This is a genomic window from Enterobacter cloacae complex sp. CDL013 (assembly GCF_049238805.1).
In the GTDB taxonomy this organism is placed as follows: Bacteria; Pseudomonadota; Gammaproteobacteria; order Enterobacterales; family Enterobacteriaceae; genus Enterobacter; species Enterobacter hormaechei_C.
Window position 1 is genome coordinate 23,651 of record NZ_JBMKGT010000006.1, and the last position, 20,910, is coordinate 44,560.

The 20,910-nt window shown below is 51.1% G+C and carries 19 protein-coding genes, 2 tRNA genes, 1 other RNA gene and 1 pseudogene; 9 read left to right on the forward strand and 14 right to left on the reverse strand.

Annotation, left to right across the window (positions count from 1 at the left end; translation table 11 throughout):
- Positions 1–48: 48 nt before the first annotated feature.
- The 3 genes from ACOTXD_RS13055 to ACOTXD_RS13065 form a co-directional block, all read right to left on the reverse strand.
- Positions 49–459, reverse strand: coding sequence for an Exc2 family lipoprotein (locus tag ACOTXD_RS13055; RefSeq protein WP_061856458.1), 411 nt, complete (start codon positions 457–459; stop codon positions 49–51).
- A gap of 11 nt (positions 460–470) precedes the next feature.
- Entirely contained in the window at positions 471–599 is a 129-nt protein-coding gene (locus ACOTXD_RS13060; protein WP_208985927.1) for a KPN_01571 family protein, read from the reverse strand.
- A 118-nt stretch (positions 600–717) separates the two neighbouring features.
- Positions 718–891, reverse strand: a complete 174-nt coding sequence (locus ACOTXD_RS13065) for a YciY family protein (RefSeq protein WP_017384232.1) — start codon at positions 889–891, stop codon at positions 718–720.
- Between the two features lie 143 nt (positions 892–1,034).
- On the opposite strand from ACOTXD_RS13065, the gene cls reads away from it, so the two are divergent.
- Both cls and ACOTXD_RS13075 read left to right on the forward strand, forming a co-directional pair.
- The gene (gene cls / locus ACOTXD_RS13070; RefSeq protein ID WP_003856750.1) at positions 1,035–2,495 is read left to right on the forward strand and encodes a cardiolipin synthase; all 1,461 of its coding nucleotides are present in this window, start codon (positions 1,035–1,037) and stop codon (positions 2,493–2,495) included.
- A gap of 33 nt (positions 2,496–2,528) precedes the next feature.
- Positions 2,529–2,858: an HI1450 family dsDNA-mimic protein gene (locus ACOTXD_RS13075; RefSeq protein WP_006810881.1), complete on the forward strand. Its 330-nt coding sequence runs from the start codon at positions 2,529–2,531 to the stop codon at positions 2,856–2,858.
- A 31-nt stretch (positions 2,859–2,889) separates the two neighbouring features.
- Here ACOTXD_RS13075 and ACOTXD_RS13080 read toward each other — a convergent pair.
- From ACOTXD_RS13080 to ACOTXD_RS13110, 7 genes and pseudogenes are all read right to left on the reverse strand, one after another.
- Positions 2,890–3,757, reverse strand: a pseudogene (locus tag ACOTXD_RS13080) (ion transporter).
- Between the two features lie 14 nt (positions 3,758–3,771).
- The gene (gene oppF, locus ACOTXD_RS13085) at positions 3,772–4,776 is read right to left on the reverse strand and encodes a murein tripeptide/oligopeptide ABC transporter ATP-binding protein OppF (RefSeq protein ID WP_003856743.1); all 1,005 of its coding nucleotides are present in this window, start codon (positions 4,774–4,776) and stop codon (positions 3,772–3,774) included.
- Entirely contained in the window at positions 4,773–5,786 is a 1,014-nt protein-coding gene (locus ACOTXD_RS13090) for an ABC transporter ATP-binding protein (protein ID WP_003856742.1), read from the reverse strand. The genes oppF and ACOTXD_RS13090 overlap by 4 nt, the downstream gene beginning before the upstream one ends.
- An 11-nt stretch (positions 5,787–5,797) precedes the next feature.
- Positions 5,798–6,706, reverse strand: a complete 909-nt coding sequence (gene oppC / locus ACOTXD_RS13095; RefSeq protein ID WP_003856740.1) for an oligopeptide ABC transporter permease OppC — start codon at positions 6,704–6,706, stop codon at positions 5,798–5,800.
- Positions 6,707–6,718: 12 nt separating this feature from the next.
- Entirely contained in the window at positions 6,719–7,639 is a 921-nt protein-coding gene (gene oppB / locus ACOTXD_RS13100; RefSeq protein WP_003856738.1) for an oligopeptide ABC transporter permease OppB, read from the reverse strand.
- 82 nt (positions 7,640–7,721) lie between these two features.
- The gene (oppA, locus tag ACOTXD_RS13105; protein WP_003856736.1) at positions 7,722–9,353 is read right to left on the reverse strand and encodes an oligopeptide ABC transporter substrate-binding protein OppA; all 1,632 of its coding nucleotides are present in this window, start codon (positions 9,351–9,353) and stop codon (positions 7,722–7,724) included.
- A gap of 769 nt (positions 9,354–10,122) precedes the next feature.
- Positions 10,123–10,770, reverse strand: a complete 648-nt coding sequence (locus ACOTXD_RS13110; RefSeq protein WP_017384236.1) for a YchE family NAAT transporter — start codon at positions 10,768–10,770, stop codon at positions 10,123–10,125.
- 480 nt (positions 10,771–11,250) lie between these two features.
- On the opposite strand from ACOTXD_RS13110, the gene adhE reads away from it, so the two are divergent.
- Entirely contained in the window at positions 11,251–13,932 is a 2,682-nt protein-coding gene (gene adhE / locus ACOTXD_RS13115; protein WP_003856730.1) for a bifunctional acetaldehyde-CoA/alcohol dehydrogenase, read from the forward strand.
- A 69-nt stretch (positions 13,933–14,001) separates the two neighbouring features.
- Here adhE and tdk read toward each other — a convergent pair whose 3' ends face one another.
- A complete protein-coding gene (tdk, locus tag ACOTXD_RS13120; RefSeq protein WP_032610234.1) occupies positions 14,002–14,616 on the reverse strand; it encodes a thymidine kinase in 615 nt (204 codons plus the stop codon).
- Positions 14,617–15,166: 550 nt separating this feature from the next.
- On the opposite strand from tdk, the gene hns reads away from it, so the two are divergent.
- Entirely contained in the window at positions 15,167–15,580 is a 414-nt protein-coding gene (hns, locus tag ACOTXD_RS13125) for a histone-like nucleoid-structuring protein H-NS (RefSeq protein WP_003856724.1), read from the forward strand.
- 202 nt (positions 15,581–15,782) lie between these two features.
- Here hns and galU read toward each other — a convergent pair whose 3' ends face one another.
- The 3 genes from galU to rssA all read right to left on the reverse strand — a co-directional run bounded on the left by galU (position 15,783) and on the right by rssA (position 18,893).
- Entirely contained in the window at positions 15,783–16,688 is a 906-nt protein-coding gene (gene galU, locus ACOTXD_RS13130) for a UTP--glucose-1-phosphate uridylyltransferase GalU (RefSeq protein ID WP_003856723.1), read from the reverse strand.
- 199 nt (positions 16,689–16,887) lie between these two features.
- Positions 16,888–17,901: a two-component system response regulator RssB gene (gene rssB, locus ACOTXD_RS13135; RefSeq protein ID WP_003856721.1), complete on the reverse strand. Its 1,014-nt coding sequence runs from the start codon at positions 17,899–17,901 to the stop codon at positions 16,888–16,890.
- A gap of 89 nt (positions 17,902–17,990) precedes the next feature.
- Positions 17,991–18,893: a patatin-like phospholipase RssA gene (gene rssA, locus ACOTXD_RS13140; protein WP_126501371.1), complete on the reverse strand. Its 903-nt coding sequence runs from the start codon at positions 18,891–18,893 to the stop codon at positions 17,991–17,993.
- Positions 18,894–19,006: 113 nt separating this feature from the next.
- Between rssA and ACOTXD_RS13145 the strand changes: the two genes are divergently transcribed.
- The 5 genes from ACOTXD_RS13145 (at position 19,007) to ACOTXD_RS13165 (ending at position 20,892) form a co-directional block, all read left to right on the forward strand.
- Positions 19,007–19,471, forward strand: a complete 465-nt coding sequence (locus ACOTXD_RS13145; protein ID WP_045897570.1) for a YchJ family protein — start codon at positions 19,007–19,009, stop codon at positions 19,469–19,471.
- 41 nt (positions 19,472–19,512) lie between these two features.
- Positions 19,513–20,355, forward strand: a complete 843-nt coding sequence (gene purU / locus ACOTXD_RS13150; protein WP_003856715.1) for a formyltetrahydrofolate deformylase — start codon at positions 19,513–19,515, stop codon at positions 20,353–20,355.
- A 157-nt stretch (positions 20,356–20,512) separates the two neighbouring features.
- A tRNA-Tyr gene (locus ACOTXD_RS13155) sits at positions 20,513–20,597 on the forward strand.
- A 34-nt stretch (positions 20,598–20,631) separates the two neighbouring features.
- Positions 20,632–20,716, forward strand: a tRNA-Tyr gene (locus ACOTXD_RS13160).
- A 45-nt stretch (positions 20,717–20,761) separates the two neighbouring features.
- Positions 20,762–20,892: non-coding RNA, RtT sRNA (locus tag ACOTXD_RS13165), on the forward strand.
- Positions 20,893–20,910 lie beyond the last annotated feature (18 nt).

Here is a 20,910-nt window from a genome sequence, read left to right on the forward strand (position 1 = left end):
AAAACAGCGGGGATACCGGTAATTACGGTATCCCCTGAATCAGTTGCGCTATTGTACGCCGTTATAGCCATCAAGATAAGTCGCGGCCAGTTCGTTACCAAATAACAGGGCGTCTTTACTGTCCATGTCCGAAGACCATTTATCCTTCGTGTTGCCTGCGAACAATTCCTGAGACGTCGCATTTTCTTTCAGCTGATCGCGAATGCTTTGCGCGTATTCACTGGCTTCAGCCTGAGTCCGCCCTTCCGCGCGGTCAGCTTTGCCCCGGGCATAAAGCTCGCGGAACTGCGCCACGTTCAGCTGATAATTTTTCTGCACGCTGGAGGTGTAATTGCCGCCAGTAAAGCTGGACTGATGCGACACGAAATAAAACGCGTGCCGTTCGGGTGAGGTTTTGCTGCTGGCACAACCGCTTAATATCGCAATCCCAAAGAGTGCTGCCATTACTTTTCCGTTCATCCTTTTTTCCTTTAATAAAGCCAATGTATTCCCCATGCGAAAACATAATCTGCCAATGAGGAAAATGACGAAAGTCCTAAATCTTCTCTGAGCGCATCCAGCGCCAAAAGTACAATAAAAATCCAGAGATAAGGATTCATCTTTTAATATCATGACGTTATGGGGACTTAGTATATCGCGGAAAGCAAACGGAAGGAGACTGCAAAAATTGATAGCCTGGATGTTTAATGGGCACCTTTACGGTGCCCTTCATGCTTTTCAGATGTCCTGGACCGCGAACAACAGCGCGTTACGGTGTCTGTTCAGGCCACATTTTCTGATGGCGTGGATACGCATATTGCGGCGGGATTGTGCTTCCAGCCAACGAGCCTTACGACGACTCACCTGTCGCAACATGCGCCAGCGCCCAACTTCAGTTCTACTGCGCTTCATGTCTACAACTCTTTCTCTAACAGAGATGCCATTATATGCCTAAGCAGGCGGCAAACCAGCGCTTTTATCTGCCGTTTTTATTTGCCAGATGAATCCTGATGCGTAAACTCATAACAATACGCTTTCAAAAGGATTTTTTATTTATGACAACCTTCTACACCGTGGTGAGTTGGCTGGTCATTTTAGGATACTGGCTGTTAATTGCCGGGGTGACGTTGCGCATTCTGATGAAACGCAGAGCGGTACCTTCCGCCATGGCCTGGCTTCTGATTATCTACATCCTGCCGCTGGTGGGCATCATCGCCTATCTCTCTTTCGGTGAACTTCATCTGGGTAAACGCCGCGCCGAACGCGCCCGCGCCATGTGGCCCTCCACGGCGAAATGGCTTGCCGACCTTAAAGCCTGCAAGCATATCTTCGCTGAAGAGAACAGCAGCGTGGCCGCATCTCTGTTCAAGCTGTGCGAACGCCGCCAGGGGATTGCTGGGGTAAAAGGCAATCAGCTGCAACTGATGACCTCTTCTGATGATGTGATGCAGGCGCTGATCCGTGATATCCAGCTCGCCCGGCATAATATCGAGATGGTGTTTTATATCTGGCAGCCGGGCGGCATGGCGGACCAGGTCGCCGAATCGCTAATGGCCGCTGCACGTCGCGGTATCCACTGCCGCCTGATGCTGGACTCCGCCGGCAGCGTGGCCTTTTTCCGTAGCCCGTGGGCAGGCATGATGCGCAACGCCGGTATCGAGGTGGTCGAGGCGCTGAAAGTGAATCTTTTCCGCGTCTTTCTGCGCCGCATGGATCTCCGCCAGCACCGGAAAATGGTTCTGATCGATAACTATATCGCCTACACCGGCAGCATGAACATGGTTGACCCCCGCTTCTTCAAGCAGGATTCCGGCGTGGGGCAATGGATCGATCTGATGGCGCGGATGGAGGGACCGATCGCGACCTCAATGGGTATCGTCTACTCCTGCGACTGGGAAATTGAAACCGGTAAACGCATTCTTCCCCCGCCCCCGGATGGCAATATCATGCCGTTTGAGGAAGCCAGCGGGCACACTATCCACACTATCGCATCCGGTCCTGGCTTCCCGGAAGATCTGATCCATCAGGCACTGCTGACCGCCGCCTACTCCGCGCGGGAATATCTGATCATGACCACGCCCTATTTCGTTCCCAGCGACGACCTTCTGCATGCCATCTGTACAGCGGCACAGCGCGGAGTGGATGTGAGCATTATTATGCCGCGCAAGAACGATTCGCTGCTGGTGGGATGGGCAAGCCGCGCGTTCTTTAGTGAGCTGCTGGCCGCAGGCGTTAAAATTTATCAGTTCGAAGGCGGGCTGTTACATACCAAGAGCGTGCTGGTGGACGGAGAGCTGAGCCTGGTGGGCACCGTTAACCTCGATATGCGCAGTCTATGGCTGAATTTTGAAATTACGCTGGTCATTGATGACGCCGGGTTCGGTGGCGATCTGGCAGCGGTTCAGGACGATTATATCTCCCGCTCACGCCTGCTGGACGCCAGACTGTGGGCGAAACGTCCGCTGTGGCAGCGAATTGCCGAACGACTGTTTTACTTCTTTAGCCCGTTGCTGTAAAACGTGCCCAACGATGTTTAACAGGTAGTCATCATGGAAATGGATCTGAACAATCGCCTGACCGAAGACGAAACGCTCGAACAGGCCTACGATATTTTTCTCGAGCTGGCGGTCGATAATCTCGACCCTGCTGACGTCATTCTTTTCAACCTGCAATTTGAAGAGCGTGGCGGTGCTGAGCTGTTCGATCCGTCTGAAGACTGGGCCGAACACGTCGATTTTGACCTCAACCCGGACTTCTTCGCAGAGGTGGTGATTGGCCTGGCAGATGAAGACGGCGGAGAAATTAACGACATCTTTGCCCGCGTCCTGCTGTGCCGCGAGAAAGATCACAAACTGTGCCATATTCTCTGGCGCGAATAATAAAAAAGGCTGCCCGCGCAGCCTTTTTTATTTAATCCGGTAAGGCATTTCCACAGCGGTGACAAAACCGCGCGCCGGGTTCATGATTCCCCTGCTGACAATTCGGACATTTGCGTTGCTGCTTGCTGTTCTGGAAGGCGCTGCTCATATGGGTGGTAATTAGCCCCGTTGGTATCGCTATTACTGAATAGCCGATCAGGATAAGAACCGATGCCACAATACGTCCGAGCGGCGTATGCGGGGTAATATCACCATAGCCCACGGTGGTCACCGTGACGATAGCCCAGTAAACAGACGCATTAAGCGTGGTAAACCCGTATTTTGGCCCTTCGATTAAATACATCAGGGAGCCAAAAACGATCATCACGATAGCAATAAACGAATAGAAGAGAATCAGCTGGTGGCGGGCGCTGACAATGGCGACCCAAAAAACCCGCAGCGACGGCATAAAGCGCAGCAGTTTGAGAATTCGTAACACGCGAATCGCCCGCATTGCGCGCCAGGCAAACACATAATTCAGGCTGATCTCAGGCCACAGCCACATGACATACAGCGGCAGGATGGTGGCTAAATCAATAAATCCCCAGAAGCTGAAAACGTATTTCGCCGGATTTGGCCAGCTAATGACCCTCAGCACATATTCCGCGGTAAACACCAGCGTGACAATCAATTCCAGCCAGACGAAAACGTGCCACTCCTCATACGTCATATGGTACTGCGTTCCGGCGCCGGATTCGATAAAGATAATAATGACGCTAATCAGGGCAAATAAACCACACAGGCCTTCGAAACGGCGACCGGAAACCGTCTCAGGATCAAATAAAAGGTGATACAGCCGCTGACGGGCCGACGTGAATAATCGCGACACATTAACCTCGAAAAATAAGGGCTGACATCATGTCAGCCCTTGCGATTATAACGGGTCTACTTTCAGGCAGGAAACCGCATGTCGGAAACTGCCCTCCAGAACCGGCCGTGTTTTTGCACATTCCGGCCCGGCTATTGGGCATCGCGTACGGAATACGCAGCCTGAAGGCGGGTTGATTGGCGAAGGCAGTTCACCTTCCAGAAGCTGAATGGTTTTATTTTTTTCCAGATCGGGATCCGGAACGGGAACCGCAGACATCAGCGCTTTGGTATAAGGGTGCAGCGGATTGTGGTACACCTCATCATACGTACCCAGCTCCACGGCGTGGCCCAGATACATGACCAGCACACGGTCCGAAATGTGTTTTACCACCGCCAGATCGTGGGCGATGAAGATCAGCGACAGCCCCATTTCCCGTTGCAGTTTCTGTAGCAGGTTAACCACCTGGGCCTGGATGGAGACGTCCAGCGCCGAAACCGGCTCGTCACAGATAATCAGTTTTGGTTCAAGGATCAACGCGCGTGCGATACCGATACGCTGGCACTGACCGCCGGAAAACTCATGTGGGTAGCGGTTGATGAGGTTAGGCAACAGACCCACCTTGAGCATCATCGCTTTCACCCGATCGCGAACTTCCTGGCGCGGCATCTTCGGATGATAGGTGCGCAGCGGCTCGGCAATGATTTCGCCAATGGTCATACGCGGGTTCAGGGATGCCAGCGGATCCTGGAAAATCATCTGGATGTCGCTGCGCACGTCGCGCCATTCATCCGGCTTCATCCCCAGCAGATCTTTGCCAAGCCAGGCCACTTTCCCGTCGGTGGCTTTCACCAGGCCGATGATCGCACGCGCAAATGTCGATTTGCCGCAGCCAGATTCACCCACCACGCCCAGGGTCTCCCCTTCGTACAGGCGTAGCGTGACGCCATCCACCGCTTTCAGGGTTTTGGCAGGCTGCCAGAACCACTGTTTACCGTCTTTGATATCGAAATGGACCTTCAGGTCAGCGATTTCGAGCAGCACATTTCTTTTTTCGTCAATTGCGTTCATACCAGCTCCTCCAGCGGCTTAAAGCAGGCGCGCAGACGGCCTGGGACAAACGCTTCCAGCGGCGGTGCGCTGTTACAGATTTCCATCGCATGCGGACAACGCGGCTGGAACGGACAGCCTTTTGGCAGACGCAGCAGGTTTGGCGGGTTACCCGGGATAGTCAGCAGCGACTCCCCTTCCGCATCAAGGCGCGGTACGGCATTCAGCAACCCGATAGAGTACGGATGGGCTGGCTGGTAGAACACATCGCGGGCATTACCGTATTCCATCGTGCGGCCTGCATACATGACTAACACTTTGTCGCAGATCCCGGCAACGACGCCTAAATCGTGGGTGATCATGATGATGGCGGTGTTGAACTCGCGCTTCAGCTCGTTCAGCAACGTCATGATCTGCGCCTGGACGGTCACGTCCAGAGCGGTGGTCGGTTCATCAGCGATCAGCAGTTTTGGCCGACAAAGCAATGCCATCGCGATCATGACGCGCTGGCGCATACCGCCGGAGAATTCGTGCGGATACATGCGCATGCGCTTACGTGCCTCAGGCATTTTCACCGCATCCAGCATTTTGACGGACTCTTCAAACGCTTCGGCTTTACCCAGCCCCTTGTGGAGCATCAGCACTTCCATCAGCTGTTCGCCCACACGCATATAGGGGTTCAGGGACGTCATCGGGTCCTGGAAAATCATTGAAATCTGCTCGGCGCGCAGCTTATTCAGCTCATGTTCCGGCAAATTCAGGATCTCTTTTCCGTTAAACGTCGCCGAACCACCGATCACGCCGTTTGATGCCAGCAGGCCCATCAGCGCGAATGCGGTCTGGGATTTACCGGAACCGGATTCGCCCACAATGCCCAGCGTTTCACCGGCACGCAGGTCGAAGTTGAGATCGTTAACGGCAGTAACATCACCGTCGGGGGTTTTAAACGTCACGCGGAGGTCTTTAACGTCCAGCAGTGCGCTGGTCCGCTGTTGCGCCTGTGGCGCGGTTGCCGTTTCAATAATAGTCATGACGGCGCTCCTTAACGGTCTTTCGGGTCGAGGGCATCACGCAGGCCATCGCCGATAAAGTTGAAACAGAACAGGGTGACGACCAGGAAGCCCGCCGGATACAGCAGTAACCACGGTGACACTTCCATGGAGTTTGCGCCATCACTTAACAGAGCGCCCCAGCTACTCAGCGGCTCTTGCGTACCTAATCCCAGGAAGCTCAGGAAAGATTCAAACAGGATCATACTTGGCACCAACAGGGAGGCGTATACCACCACCACGCCCAGCACGTTAGGAACGATATGACGCACCACAATATTGGCGGTAGAAACGCCACCAACCTGTGCGGCTTCGATAAACTCCTTACGTTTGAGGCTCAGCGTCTGGCCGCGCACAATACGCGCCATATCCAGCCAGGACACCATCCCGATCGCCACGAAGATCAGCAGGATATTTTGACCAAAGAAGGTCACCAGCAGAATGACGAAGAACATGAACGGGAAGGAGTTCAGGATTTCTAGCAGACGCATCATCACGGAGTCTACTTTCCCGCCGAGGTATCCGGAAAGCGAACCGTAAAGCGTGCCGACGATCACCGCCACCAGCGCCGCCGCGATGCCAACCATCAGGGAGATACGGCCGCCAATCGCCACTCGCACCAGCAAATCACGCCCGGAAGAGTCGGTACCGAAATAGTGCCCGGATTCCATATCCGGCGCGCTGGACATCATGCCCCAGTCCGTATCGAAATAGGTGAACTGAGAGAGCATTGGCGCCAGGGTGACAAACAGCGCAATAAGCACCAGCACGACCAGGCTGGCAACGGCGGCGCGGTTATGCATAAAACGACGGCGGGCGTCCTGCCAAAGGCTACGACCTTCAACCTCCAGCTTTTCACTGAAGTTTTCCAGCGCCTCGCTGTTTTTCTTACTCAACATCATGGCGTGCTCCAGTTAGTAACGGATTTTCGGGTCGATAACGGCATACAGCACATCGACAACGGCATTAAACAGAATGGTCAGCGCGCCCACGAGGATCGTCAGGCTCAGCACCAGCGAATAGTCACGGTTAAGCGCCCCGTTAACAAACAGCTGCCCGATGCCCGGCAGACCATAAATGGTTTCAATCACCATTGAACCGGTGATAATGCCGACGAAAGCAGGCCCCATATAGGAGAGTACCGGTAACAGTGCAGGCTTGAGGGCATGACGGAAAATAATCCGGCGCATCGGCAGCCCTTTCGCACGGGCGGTACGGATGAAGTTCGAATGCAGGACTTCAATCATTGAACCGCGGGTAATACGGGCGATACTGGCGATGTAGGCCAGAGATAATGCCACCATCGGCAATATCATGAACTTCAGCGCCCCGCCGTTCCAGCCGCCTCCGGGAAGCCATTTCAGGGTTATGGCGAATATCATGACCAGCAACGGCGCAACAACGAAGCTGGGGATAACCACCCCGGTCATTGCGACCCCCATTACGGCGTAATCCCATCGGGTATTTTGTTTAAGCGCGGCGATAACGCCCGCAGTGACACCGAGAACAACGGCCAGGATAAATGCAGCAGCTCCTAATTTAGCCGATACCGGGAAGCTGGACGCCACCAGGTCGTTAACGGAATAGTCTTTATATTTAAATGACGGACCAAAATCACCGTGTGCAAGTTGCTTCAGATAGTTGAAGTACTGCGTGGTGATAGGATCGTTTAAATGGTATTTCGCTTCGATGTTGGCCATAACTTCTGGCGGAAGCGTGCGTTCACCGGTAAAAGGACTGCCCGGTGCAAGACGCATCATGAAGAAGGAAATTGTAATTAGAATAAATAACGTTGGAATCGCTTCAAGACAGCGACGCAGGATAAATTTCAACATTGCCCGTACCTTCTGGCGTGTGCCTGATGAATGTTACAAAATAGACACAGTGGGGCAAGCTCGCTCGCCCCACGTATTGCCATTAATGCTTGATAATATAAAGATTCTTAACGGAAATATTATCCAACGGGTCTTTACCGGTATAACCCCCTACCCATGGTTTCACCAGGCGGGCGTTAACGTAGTAGTAAACCGGAACGATCGCAGAGTCTTTATCGAGCTGTTGTTCTGATTTCGCGTACAGATCGGCGCGCTGGGCGTCATCTGCCACCTTCAGGGTTTCGCCAATCAGCTTATCAAACGCCGGGCTCTTATAGTGTGCGGTGTTGTTCGAACTGTCGCTCAGCATGGTGTTCAGGAATGAGGTCGGTTCGTTATAGTCCGCACACCATCCTGCACGTGCCACGTCAAAGGTTCCCTGGTGGCGCGTATCGAGGAAGGTCTTCCATTCCTGGTTTTCCAGCTTCACGTTCACGCCGAGGTTTTTCTTCCAGATAGACGCGACGGCAATAGCCAGTTTTTTATGCAGATCAGAGGTGTTGTACAGCAGGCTAAAGGTCAGCGGCTTGTCGGCGGTATAGCCAGCTTCAGCCAGCAGTTTTTTCGCTTCTTCGTTACGTTTTTCCTGGGACCATTTGAACCATTCAGGTTCAACCAGCTTCATACCGTCGGTGTAAGGCGGGGTGTAGCTGTAAGCTGGCAGGTCGCCCTGATTCTTCACTTTATTCACGATAATGTCGCGATCCAGAGCCAGCTTCAGTGCGGTACGAACACGTACGTCGGTGAACGGTGCTTTCTGGTTGTTAATTTCGTAATAGTAGGTGCACAGATACGGATCGACGTGAACTTCTTTCGGGATCTCTTTTTTCAGCTTCTGGAACAGTTCAATCGGCATGTTGTTATAGGTCATGTCGATTTCACCACTGCGGTAGCGGTTTACGTCCGTCACTTCAGAAGAGATTGGCAGGTAGGTGACCTGATTGATAACGGTCTTCGCATTATCCCAATACTGCGGGTTGCGCTCCAGCACCATACGTTCGTTAACGACCCAGTCCTTCAGCTTATATGCACCGTTGGTCACGATATTCGCAGGCTGCGTCCATTTTTCACCAAATTTTTCCACCGCGGATTTTGGTACCGGGGAGACGGACGGGTGAACCAGCAGCTTATAGAAGTACGGAACAGGTTCGCTCAACGTCACTTCAAAGGTATTGGCATCGATGGCTTTTACGCCCAGGTCGGTTACTGGCTTTTTACCCGTGATGATGTCATCGATATTGGCAATATGGCCATACTGGAGGTAACTCGCATACGGGGAGGCGGTATTTGGATCCGCCAGACGCTGCCAGCTATAGACGAAATCTTCGGCGGTAACCGGCGTACCGTCGGACCATTTGGCATCTTTACGCAGATGGAAGGTCCAGACTTTAAAATCTTTGTTGTCCCATTTTTCCGCCACGCCCGGAGCCGGGTGGCCGTCTACGTCAGTCACCAGCAGACCTTCAAACAGATCGCGGTTAACGTTAGACTCTGGAACACCTTCAATTTTGTGCGGATCAAGAGACTGCACTTCCGCACCGTTATTACGTACCAGCGTTTGCTTCTCAGCCAGCTGAACACCAGCAGGAACGTCCGCAGCCATTGCAGCGTTGCCCGCGATTAGCGCAGTTAAAATCCCCGCCGCTACCAGACTTTTTTTTGTGATGATGGACATTGTGTTGATACTCCACTCATTATAATGACTGGCCTTCGCCAGTTGTGTAATCCCCTGTTGGGGCCTGTACAGCGCAGGAGTTTTTTTTGCTACTGTCAGGTTCTTTTTTACTTCTTGCTATCACCGACTTCATTATTACTGACCGCTCGTACGGCGGTCTTGCGTCGATTCTTTACACCTTTCCCCTGTCAGAGAGATGCATTGGATATCTTACGTGAGGGCTATATGAAAATAGTTCTCATCAACTTGTTTAATGCTGCAAAATATAAGGCCGGAAAGTACCAAATGGTGCCAACTCTCGCCAATACATTTTGCAAATTTGTTAAGCATTTCTCTTTTACGATGGCTGGCATAACTAAGGCGCTAACCATGGCTTACGCTGAAATCAACAAAAAGAGATATAATTCATACACATAAGAAATTTTGTTGCTCCAAACGCGACGACATGGCTTAGTTGAACGAATTTTCACGATAATTTAACAATTGATTATTATTTAGCACATTCGTCTGAGTCAGCATCGAAATTACTAATATCATTTCGGTTATCTGTCAGCAAGCCCCAGAGTATCATGTGAGTAAAATAACAGAGGGTTTGAGGGATTTATGCGCGGCAAGGGGAAATGAAAATAAACAACCTCTTGAAAAACAACAAAAGAGGGTTATTAGTAGAACTTATTATGACTGGCGCCTATTTCAACTTTATTTATATGATTTGCAGATAATCACGTAAAAAAAACGGAGCCGCTGGCTCCGCTCTTTCAAATGAAAGTCAGTGTACTAACCCGGGGAAAATACTTTTTATACCGGTAACGATAAATTCGATGCCCAACGCCATTAACAACAGACCCATGATACGGGTAATCACGTTGATGCCCGTTTGTCCCAGCAAGCGAACCAGCCATGGCGCCATACGAAATACGCCCCAGCAGCACAGCGCGAACAGCGCAATGGCGACGGAAAAGCCAATCAGGTGCATCAGGCTGTGGTAGCGCGTTCCCCAGACAATGGTGGAACTGATCGCCCCCGGGCCCGCCATCAGCGGCAGCGCCAGTGGCACAACCCCAATGCTCTCGCGGATTGCTGTCTCTGATTTTTCCTGCTTGTTCTGTTTATCCTCCCCCAGCTTGCCGCTGATCATCGACATGGCAATCGTCACTACCAGGATCCCGCCTGCTATACGGAACGAATCAATCGAGATGCCGAAGACCTGAAGAATGGCGTCCCCGAGATAAAGAGACGTAAGTAGGATGATCGCCACCGACAGGTTTGCCGTCAGGTTGGTTTTATTTCGTGCCGCAGCCGTCTGATAGCTGGTCATACTGATGAAGACAGGGATGATCCCTACCGGGTTAACCAGAGCAAACAAGCCGATAAAAAACTTGAAATATGTAGGGAAATCAAAGAGCGTTTGAATCACATTAAGCTCCGCAATTGAGCATGTCCGGGGAGAAACTGCGTGTCATGATAAATCCGCGCTGAAGATACGCTTTTTAGCCGCACACTTCACCAGAAATCTGTTCTTAAACGTTATCAATTCATGATGTTAAACATTTGTGTTATCAATGATATCGCCGCTTCCAATAGTTACTTAATTATTTAACAGTAGAATAATTAGCACAAAATAACCCTGCTGAAAGGTATCAGCTTAGGACAAAATTGATCTCGATCATAATTTTCGTACTCAGAAGTGAGTAATCTTGGTTACGCCGCCAGGGAGATCACCTATCAAAAAGGTATGATGCTAAGGTAAGGCTCTTTTAGTAAATTAGTGAGCTGGAGCAGTGAGTAATCCTTTGTTTTACTGTGTGTTACGCAAGTGGGATCGGCTCTGACTATACTGTCAGACGTATCGAGCGCTGGTTTACTAAAAGAGTTTAAACATTATCAGGAGAGCATTATGGCTGTTACCAATATCGCTGAACTGAACGCCCTCGTCGAGCGCGTAAAAAAAGCCCAGCGTGAATATGCCAATTTCACCCAAGAACAGGTTGATAAAATCTTCCGCGCGGCCGCTCTGGCTGCTGCTGATGCTCGAATCCCTCTCGCTAAAATGGCCGTTGCCGAATCCGGCATGGGTATCGTTGAAGATAAAGTGATCAAAAACCACTTTGCTTCAGAGTATATCTACAACGCCTATAAAGATGAGAAAACCTGCGGTGTGCTGTCAGAAGACGATACTTTCGGCACCATCACCATCGCAGAACCGATCGGCATCATTTGCGGTATCGTTCCAACCACTAACCCAACCTCTACCGCCATCTTCAAATCTCTCATCAGTCTGAAGACTCGTAACGCAATCATTTTCTCTCCGCATCCACGTGCGAAGGACGCCACCAACAAAGCAGCAGATATCGTGCTTCAGGCAGCCATTGCTGCGGGTGCGCCAAAAGATCTCATCGGCTGGATCGACCAACCTTCTGTTGAACTGTCCAACGCTCTGATGCATCACCCGGACATTAACCTGATTCTGGCGACCGGTGGTCCTGGTATGGTTAAAGCAGCATACAGCTCCGGTAAACCAGCCATCGGCGTAGGCGCAGGTAATACTCCTGTTGTGATCGACGAAACGGCAGATATCAAGCGTGCAGTTGCTTCTGTGCTGATGTCTAAAACCTTCGATAACGGCGTTATCTGCGCATCTGAACAGTCTGTTGTCGTGGTTGATTCGGTATACGACGCCGTTCGTGAACGTTTCGCCAGCCACGGCGGCTACCTGTTGCAAGGTAAAGAACTGAAAGCCGTTCAGGACGTGATTCTGAAAAATGGTGCACTGAACGCAGCTATCGTAGGTCAGCCAGCGTATAAAATTGCTGAACTCGCTGGCTTTAGCGTCCCTGCTACCACCAAGATTCTGATTGGTGAAGTGAAAGTCGTTGATGAAAGTGAGCCGTTTGCTCACGAGAAACTCTCCCCAACGCTGGCAATGTACCGTGCGAAAGATTTTGATGACGCGGTAGAAAAAGCAGAGAAACTGGTGGCAATGGGCGGTATCGGCCACACCTCTTGCCTGTACACCGATCAGGATAACCAGCCTGAGCGTGTTGCTTACTTCGGTCAGAAGATGAAGACGGCACGTATCCTGATCAACACCCCTGCTTCTCAGGGTGGTATCGGTGATCTGTACAACTTCAAACTCGCACCTTCCCTGACTCTGGGTTGTGGTTCCTGGGGTGGTAACTCCATCTCTGAAAACGTTGGTCCAAAACACCTGATCAACAAGAAAACCGTTGCTAAGCGAGCTGAAAACATGTTGTGGCACAAACTTCCGAAATCTATCTACTTCCGCCGCGGCTCTCTGCCAATCGCGCTGGATGAAGTGATTACTGATGGCCACAAACGTGCGCTCATCGTGACTGACCGTTTCCTGTTCAACAATGGCTATGCAGACCAGATCACCTCTGTTCTGAAAGCGGCTGGCGTCGAAACTGAAGTCTTCTTTGAAGTTGAAGCTGACCCAACCCTGAGCGTTGTCCGTAAAGGTGCTGAACTGGCGAACTCCTTCAAACCTGATGTGATCATCGCACTGGGTGGCGGTTCCCCAATGGACGCTGCGAAAATTATGTGGGTGATGTACGAGCATCCGGAAACTCACTTCGAAGAACTGGCGCTGCGCTTTATGGATATCCGTAAACGTATCTACAAGTTCCCGAAAATGGGCGTGAAAGCGAAAATGATCGCCGTCACCACCACATCCGGTACTGGTTCAGAAGTGACGCCATTTGCCGTTGTGACTGATGACGCAACCGGTCAGAAATACCCGCTGGCTGACTACGCACTGACGCCAGATATGGCTATCGTTGACGCCAACCTGGTCATGGAAATGCCGAAATCACTGTGTGCGTTCGGTGGTCTGGATGCGGTAACTCACGCTCTGGAAGCTTACGTTTCCGTACTGGCTTCTGAGTTCTCTGACGGTCAGGCTTTGCAGGCGCTGAAACTTCTGAAAGAAAACCTGCCAGCTTCTTACAACGAAGGTTCGAAAAACCCTGTTGCGCGTGAACGTGTACACAGTGCGGCAACAATCGCGGGCATCGCGTTTGCTAACGCCTTCCTGGGTGTCTGTCACTCTATGGCGCACAAGCTGGGTTCACAGTTCCACATTCCTCACGGTCTGGCGAACGCCCTGTTGATCAGCAACGTTATCCGCTATAACGCCAACGACAACCCAACCAAGCAAACTGCATTCAGCCAGTACGACCGTCCACAGGCGCGCCGTCGTTATGCTGAAATCGCCGATCACCTGGGTCTGAGCGCACCGGGCGACCGTACTGCCGCGAAGATCGAAAAACTGCTGGCATGGCTGGAAAGTCTGAAGGCGGAACTGGGTATTCCTAAATCTATCCGCGAAGCAGGCGTTCAGGAAGCTGACTTCCTCGCTCACGTAGATAAGCTGTCTGAAGATGCATTCGATGACCAGTGTACTGGTGCTAACCCGCGCTACCCACTGATTTCCGAACTGAAACAGATCCTGCTGGATACTTATTACGGTCGTAACTTCACTGAAAGCGATGTCGCAGCCGTAAAAGTTGAAATCCCCGCAGTTGTAAAGGCTGACAAGAAAGCGAAGAAAAACGCTTAGTTGACAGTGTGATAAAAAACCCGCCAGCAGCGGGTTTTTTTATATCTGAGGATCGGTAAAACATTCTTGTTATTTTCGATTGTCGCCCTGTAACGCCGTCAGCGAGCCTACAGCCAGCGCCTCTTTATAATGCTTGCGGCAGACCGAGACATAACGTTCATTGCCTCCTATCACCACCTGCTCGCCATCAGCATAGGGTTTACCCGACTGGTCCAGGCGAAGAACCATACTTGCCTTGCGGCCACAAAAGCAGATTGTTTTCAGCTCAACCAGCTTATCCGACCAGGCGAGCAGATACTGGCTGCCGGCAAATAACTCCCCACGAAAATCGGTACGTAATCCATAGCAAAGAACGGGAATATCCAGCTCATCAACGACCTCTGAAAGCGCATGGACCTGCTCACGGGTCAGGAACTGGCTTTCATCTACCAGCACGCAATGGACAGGCTTAGAGGCATGCTCGACACGAATGTCCTCCAGCAGGTCCGTTTGAGGGTTAAACAGCCTTGCAGGCGATGAAAGCCCTATTCTTGAGCTTACCTTCCCTGCCCCAAAGCGATCGTCGATTTCGGCGGTATAAACAACGGTACGCATCCCCCGCTCCTGATAATTGTATGAGGATTGCAGTAACGCCGTCGATTTCCCTGCATTCATTGCCGAATAGTAGAAATAAAGTTGTGCCATTGGCCGAAGAACCCTAATCAATGTGAAATATTCCCGATGGATCATTGTACCATATTTTGTACCGTCAGCTGCGGCGAGCAGCACACTCCAACCTGCCATGCACCGGTAAATCCTTCGCGAGCAGCGCAAAATAATGCGTTAAAACAGGCAGTAAAGGCATTAAACACTGACAATAAGGTGAGACCGCAACCAGAGATAACACTTCTTTTTATAGTGTCTTCTTCGTTCATTAAAATTCACTATTTATTAACTATTCCTGGCTTCGCTGCGTTTACACGGGGTAATACAAAAGGCTGATATTTATCAACCGCAACTATAATTCCTGAGGTAAAAGTCACAAAACAAACATGCAAATGACGCGCTTTTGCCGTTTGAAACGATATCTCGCAGCCCCAACAAACAATGAAATTTAAGTTAGCGTAATTAATAATAGCGTCGTTTATTTTGTATTTTTTGAATTCCTTACATTCCCACCTATTGCACAAGTGAAATTAAGGCTCTATTATTAGGACAACAAACCCACCCCCATTATAAGTTTGAGATTACTACAATGAGCGAAGCACTTAAAATTCTGAACAACATCCGTACTCTTCGTGCGCAGGCAAGAGAATGTACCCTTGAGACGCTTGAAGAAATGCTCGAAAAATTAGAAGTTGTAGTTAACGAACGTCGTGAAGAAGAAAGCGCAGCTGCGGCTGAAATCGAAGAACGTACACGTAAACTGCAACAGTATCGCGAAATGCTGATTGCCGATGGTATCGATCCAAACGAATTGCTGAACAGCATGGCTGCGGCTAAAACCGGTACCAAAGCAAAACGCGCGGCACGTCCTGCTAAATATAGCTACATCGATGAGAACGGCGAAGAGAAAACCTGGACTGGCCAGGGCCGTACTCCTGCTGTAATCAAGAAAGCAATGGACGAACAAGGTAAACAACTGGATGACTTCCTGATCAAGGATTAATCTGGAAAGATTCTGAAAAATCCCGCTTAATGCGGGATTTTTTATGCCTGTAATATCCGCCCGAACATCTCCTTACATTCTGTCATATTGTGAGGCTCCGTATTTAACGTCCTTGACAATCCCCCGTCATTTACAGAGTGACAGGCATAAAAAAACCGGTGGGCGACGCCACACCGGTCTTGTTCACAGGCTGGTGAGTTTATTACTTAATACCCACGCTACCTTTGAGCCAGGCTTTAAATTCTTCACCCAGGCTGTTATGGCGAATACCATATTCGACGAATGCCTGCATATAACCGAGCTTATTCCCGCAGTCATGGCTCTTACCTTTCATATGGTAGGCTTCCACGGTCTCTTTCTCGATCAGCATATCGATAGCATCCGTCAGCTGGATTTCATCGCCCGCACCCGGAGGCGTTTTCGCCAGCAGCGCCCAAATTTCAGCGCTCAGTACGTAACGACCAACAACAGCAAGGTTAGACGGCGCGACGTCCGCTTTAGGTTTTTCAACAACGCCAACCATCGGTACGCTTTCGCCAGGTTGCAGGTCAACGCCTTTGCAGTCAACCACGCCGTAAGCGGTCACGTCGTCGACTGGCTCAACCATAATCTGGCTGCTGCCGGTTTCGTCGAAGCGTTTAATCATTTCCGCCAGGTTTTCCTGGGAAAGATCGGACTCGTACTCATCAAGGATCACATCAGGCAGAATAACCGCGACCGGCTCATCACCCACTACAGGATGTGCGCACAATACTGCATGCCCCAGGCCCTTCGCCAGGCCCTGACGAACCTGCATAATGGTAACGTGTGGAGGACAAATAGACTGCACTTCCTCCAGCAGCTGGCGCTTAACGCGTTTTTCCAGCATTGCTTCGAGTTCGAAACTGGTATCGAAATGGTTTTCGATAGAGTTTTTAGATGAATGCGTCACCAGCACAATTTCGGTGATACCTGCTGCAATACATTCATTCACGACATACTGGATTAATGGCTTATCAACCAGAGGCAGCATCTCTTTTGGGATTGCCTTCGTCGCTGGCAACATCCTGGTACCCAATCCCGCCACCGGGATAACGGCCTTTCTGACTTTCGAATTAAGGGCAGCCATTGAAATTCTCCTGAACTGTTCAAGTTTTGAACTTTTATGCATTGAATAACGCGTTGAGTATACAGTCTCAGCCACTAATACGGGTCTGAAAAGAACGCGTTGCCGATCAATTAAGACAAATACGCATGAAACTTGCAGCGATAGTAGCACTGCCAGCAAAAACACAGGTAAAGCAATCTGAAAAATAAAATCTGACTGCTTACTCCGTGGACAACATTAAGCGTAACCGCCCTCCGGCACCCCAAATTTGGCACTGCCAGGAGGTGCAGCGATGGCTAATTTGATTAAGGTAAGTATTTCCCAGCGTACCCAACGGCACGCCGTTACTCACCTGAATATGGTGTTCGCCAGTATTCAGTGTGGCATTTAATCCCGCAGACACCAGAATAAGGTTATTCAACCCGCTGTGATAATAGCCAACCAGAAGCGGGAACTGCCCCGGTAAATTGGCCTGGCGAAAAAGTTGGTTGACCTGTTTTAGTAAACTGCCTAGCTCAGGAAGTCGTTGCCCCTGATGGGATAATTGTTCCTGTAGCAATCCATTAAACAGCGCCCGGAGTAATAAGGCCGCCAGAACGCCGTTATCTCCCGCTCGGGTAACATCCAGGCAATAAAAAGCGAGGTCGGAATCCGAGAGCGGCGCAATATCCAGCACCAGTCCAGGCTGGTCAGCCGCTACCAGCTGGCGATAATTTACTCTGCAATGAGAGATATTTTGCTGCACCGGCGGCTGAAGTTCCTGAAGCAGCTTCGCGGCCGCGAGAGGATTACTGACTAAAGCATCCCAGTCCTGGAAAAGACGTTCTTCTTCTTCCACCCGGGAATTAAACATATTGGGATACAGGCAGGCCAACACCGTTTCACGCAGACGGTTCAAATCTTTAACCGGTTTGAGCAGAATATCCTGCACACCTAAACGCAACGCCTTAGCAATATCCGCCATATTTTCGGTGGCCGAGATCACCAGTATCGGTGTCTGATAACCTTCATTACGCAGGTTTTCTACCAGCATTAATCCGTCCATGCGCGGCATCTCAAGATCGCAGATCATCAGATCCGGCGCCATGCTGGCCATTTTTTCCAGTGCCTCGACGCCATCTTCGGCAAGGGACGTGGTTGCACCCAGTGAGGATAACCACGAATCCAGTAGCGATCGGAAAACGGGCTCGTCTTCTACTATCAAAATATGTTTTCCGGCCAATGGCTGTGTCATGGTTCCTCCCCTGGCTGACAGTTACTCAATAGTGGCATGCTATTGGTACTATCGCCTGTCAGATTTTGCTGAAGTAATCAAAAAAGTGCTCAACGTGCTGTACGCACAAAAGGCAACAGTTCATCTATTTTCTTTTCGACGGCTAACGAGCCCGCTGCTATGGCGGCCTCAGCCCGGTGGAAATCAAGGGTAGAGATTTGTGGACAATAGGGTTGAATAAGAATATCCGGAGGATCGCCAGCCATACGGTTTCGCTTCAGGCGATTCTCAAGAATTTGAATAGAGGTCGTCATGATTTCAATGGCGTTCGGTGCGGTCACCGCGCGACGGGCAGCCAGGCGCCCTATTCTGCCGCGTAATCGAGCATGCCAGGCAAGTTTCTCTTCTTCCGCATCATCGCTCTGAAGATTAACCGGCATCAAATCTTGCTGCATGAGGTGAGCATCGTGCTGTAAATCCACGGCAATAACGATATCCGCCCCCATGGCGCGCGTCAGAGAGACAGGGACAGGATTCACTACACCACCGTCAACGAGCCAGTAGCCGTTGTGAGGCACAGGCGCCATTAACCCAGGCATACTACAGGATGCACGAACGGCGAGATGAATATCCCCTTCGGTGAGCCATAACTCCCTGCCCGTACTGAGGTTGGTTGCAACGGCCCCGAAAGGCATTTGGCAGTGGCGGAAGTCAGCGAGGGGCATTATCTTGCGAAACTGATTGAACACGCGTTCGCCGCGCAGCAGGCCGCCACGCTGCCAGGAGAGATCCATCAGGCGCAGCACATCCCAGTAACTGAAGGAGCGCACCCAGCTTTCAAGCTCCGGGAGCTTACCGCAGGCGTACGCAGATCCGACCAGCGACCCGATAGAACATCCTGCAACAATATCAACGTCAATCCCCATCTGGTTTAAGGTATTGATAACGCCAATATGTGACCAACCCCGGGCAGCACCTGAGCCCAACGCCAGTCCAATTTTTACCTTTCTCATTAGCCCTGTTTTACTTCCCCTGGATTCCCGACATAGCGTCAACGCACCTGCTCAGTTAACATATTGCTACCTTAAGCGTTTAACGCCTTATTTTTTGTTCCAGGAAGAGAATCGTGTCTCAACTCTGCCCCTGTGGTAGCGCTCTGGAGTATAGCCTATGTTGCCAGCGATATCTTTCTGGCGAGCAGGTTGCACCAGAGCCGTCACACCTTATGCGCTCGCGGTATACTGCTTTTGTGATCAAAAACGCAGACTACCTGATTAAAACCTGGCATCCGTCCTGCCATGCTGCCGATTTTCGCCAAGAGATTGAAGCCGGATTTGCCAACACCGTCTGGCAGGGCCTCACCGTCTTTGAAGCCGCTCCCGGCCGCAATGCCAACGAGGGCTATGTCAGTTTTGTCGCCCGCTTTAGCGAACAAAACAAACCCGGCGCCATCATTGAACGCTCACGGTTCTTAAAGGACAGCGGGCAATGGTATTATATTGACGGCACACGTCCGCAATTCGGTCGTAACGATCCCTGCCCCTGTGGTTCAGGAAAAAAATTTAAAAAGTGTTGCGGCAGTAATGCCTGACAACTCAGACTTCGCAAATACATAAACAGGATTTCCCGGCGATGCAATCATTACAACGTAAAGTTCTGCGCACTATCTGTCCCGATCAAAAAGGGCTGATCGCACGAATTACCAACATTTGCTACAAGCATGAACTGAATATCGTGCAGAACAACGAGTTCGTTGACCACCGTACCGGTCGCTTCTTTATGCGTACCGAACTGGAAGGCATTTTCAACGACACAACCCTGCTTGCCGATCTGGACAGCGCCCTGCCGGAAGGCTCGGTGCGCGAGCTGAACCCGGCGGGCCGTCGCCGCATTGTCATTCTGGTCACCAAAGAGGCGCACTGCCTGGGCGATCTGCTGATGAAAGCCAACTACGGTGGCCTGGACGTCGAAATTGCCGCCGTCATTGGCAACCACGAGACGCTGCGTACGCTGGTAGAACGTTTCGACATTCCGTTTGAGCTGGTCAGTCACGAAGGCCATACCCGTGAAGAGCACGACAACCTGATGGCTGCTGCGATTGAAGCGCATAACCCGGACTACGTGGTGCTGGCGAAATATATGCGCGTGCTGACGCCATCCTTCGTGGCGCGCTTCCCGAACAAGATTATCAACATCCACCACTCCTTCCTGCCAGCCTTTATTGGCGCGCGTCCGTATCACCAGGCATACGAGCGTGGGGTGAAAATCATTGGCGCAACCGCGCACTACGTGAATGATAATCTGGATGAAGGCCCAATCATCATGCAGGACGTGATTCACGTGGATCACACCTACACGGCAGAAGATATGATGCGTGCCGGCCGTGACGTTGAGAAGAACGTACTAAGCCGTGCGCTGTATCAGGTACTTGCCCAGCGCGTCTTTGTGTACGGCAACAGAACGATTATTCTTTAATCCCTCGGAAAATGAATTGATTAGCTTTACGCCTTTGCGGATAAAAAGCAGGCAAACAGCTTCATTTTCCTAAAGGAATGCTTTACAGGGGCGTCTCATTTGATATGATGCGCCCCGCTTCCAACAGGAAGCAGGCCAGTTAAAAGCATTACCCCGTGGTGGGGTTCCCGAGCGGCCAAAGGGAGCAGACTGTAAATCTGCCGTCATCGACTTCGAAGGTTCGAATCCTTCCCCCACCACCATCTCCAGCTTTACCTCAAAATATGAATTACCCCTGGTGGGGTTCCCGAGCGGCCAAAGGGAGCAGACTGTAAATCTGCCGTCATCGACTTCGAAGGTTCGAATCCTTCCCCCACCACCATCACTTCCAGATGCTACAGCACTCTCTCAAAGCACAATGCCCCATGGTTCTTCAGTGCGGGGAAGGATGAGAAGCTTCGACCAAGGTTCGATTCGAGCGTAGCGAGAAAGCGTTGCCGCAAGCAACGACCCGAAGGTCGAAGCGCGAAGCGCTGAGTAATCCTTCCCCCACCACCATCACTTCCAGATTCTTTA

Bases quoted from the DNA above. Each gene is read 5' to 3' on its own strand.
- oppB (WP_003856738.1), bottom strand. From the start codon at position 7,639: ATGTTGAAATTTATCCTGCGTCGCTGTCTTGAAGCGATTCCAACGTTA.
- rssB (WP_003856721.1), bottom strand. From the start codon at position 17,901: ATGACACAGCCATTGGCCGGAAAACATATTTTGATAGTAGAAGACGAG.
- ACOTXD_RS13065 (WP_017384232.1), bottom strand. From the start codon at position 891: ATGAAGCGCAGTAGAACTGAAGTTGGGCGCTGGCGCATGTTGCGACAG.
- ACOTXD_RS13055 (WP_061856458.1), bottom strand. From the start codon at position 459: ATGAACGGAAAAGTAATGGCAGCACTCTTTGGGATTGCGATATTAAGC.
- purU (WP_003856715.1), top strand. From the start codon at position 19,513: ATGCAATCATTACAACGTAAAGTTCTGCGCACTATCTGTCCCGATCAA.
- oppA (WP_003856736.1), bottom strand. From the start codon at position 9,353: ATGTCCATCATCACAAAAAAAAGTCTGGTAGCGGCGGGGATTTTAACT.
- oppC (WP_003856740.1), bottom strand. From the start codon at position 6,706: ATGATGTTGAGTAAGAAAAACAGCGAGGCGCTGGAAAACTTCAGTGAA.
- rssA (WP_126501371.1), bottom strand. From the start codon at position 18,893: ATGAGAAAGGTAAAAATTGGACTGGCGTTGGGCTCAGGTGCTGCCCGG.
- ACOTXD_RS13060 (WP_208985927.1), bottom strand. From the start codon at position 599: ATGAATCCTTATCTCTGGATTTTTATTGTACTTTTGGCGCTGGATGCG.
- ACOTXD_RS13075 (WP_006810881.1), top strand. From the start codon at position 2,529: ATGGAAATGGATCTGAACAATCGCCTGACCGAAGACGAAACGCTCGAA.
- oppF (WP_003856743.1), bottom strand. From the start codon at position 4,776: ATGAACGCAATTGACGAAAAAAGAAATGTGCTGCTCGAAATCGCTGAC.
- hns (WP_003856724.1), top strand. From the start codon at position 15,167: ATGAGCGAAGCACTTAAAATTCTGAACAACATCCGTACTCTTCGTGCG.
- cls (WP_003856750.1), top strand. From the start codon at position 1,035: ATGACAACCTTCTACACCGTGGTGAGTTGGCTGGTCATTTTAGGATAC.
- ACOTXD_RS13090 (WP_003856742.1), bottom strand. From the start codon at position 5,786: ATGACTATTATTGAAACGGCAACCGCGCCACAGGCGCAACAGCGGACC.
- adhE (WP_003856730.1), top strand. From the start codon at position 11,251: ATGGCTGTTACCAATATCGCTGAACTGAACGCCCTCGTCGAGCGCGTA.
- galU (WP_003856723.1), bottom strand. From the start codon at position 16,688: ATGGCTGCCCTTAATTCGAAAGTCAGAAAGGCCGTTATCCCGGTGGCG.
- tdk (WP_032610234.1), bottom strand. From the start codon at position 14,616: ATGGCACAACTTTATTTCTACTATTCGGCAATGAATGCAGGGAAATCG.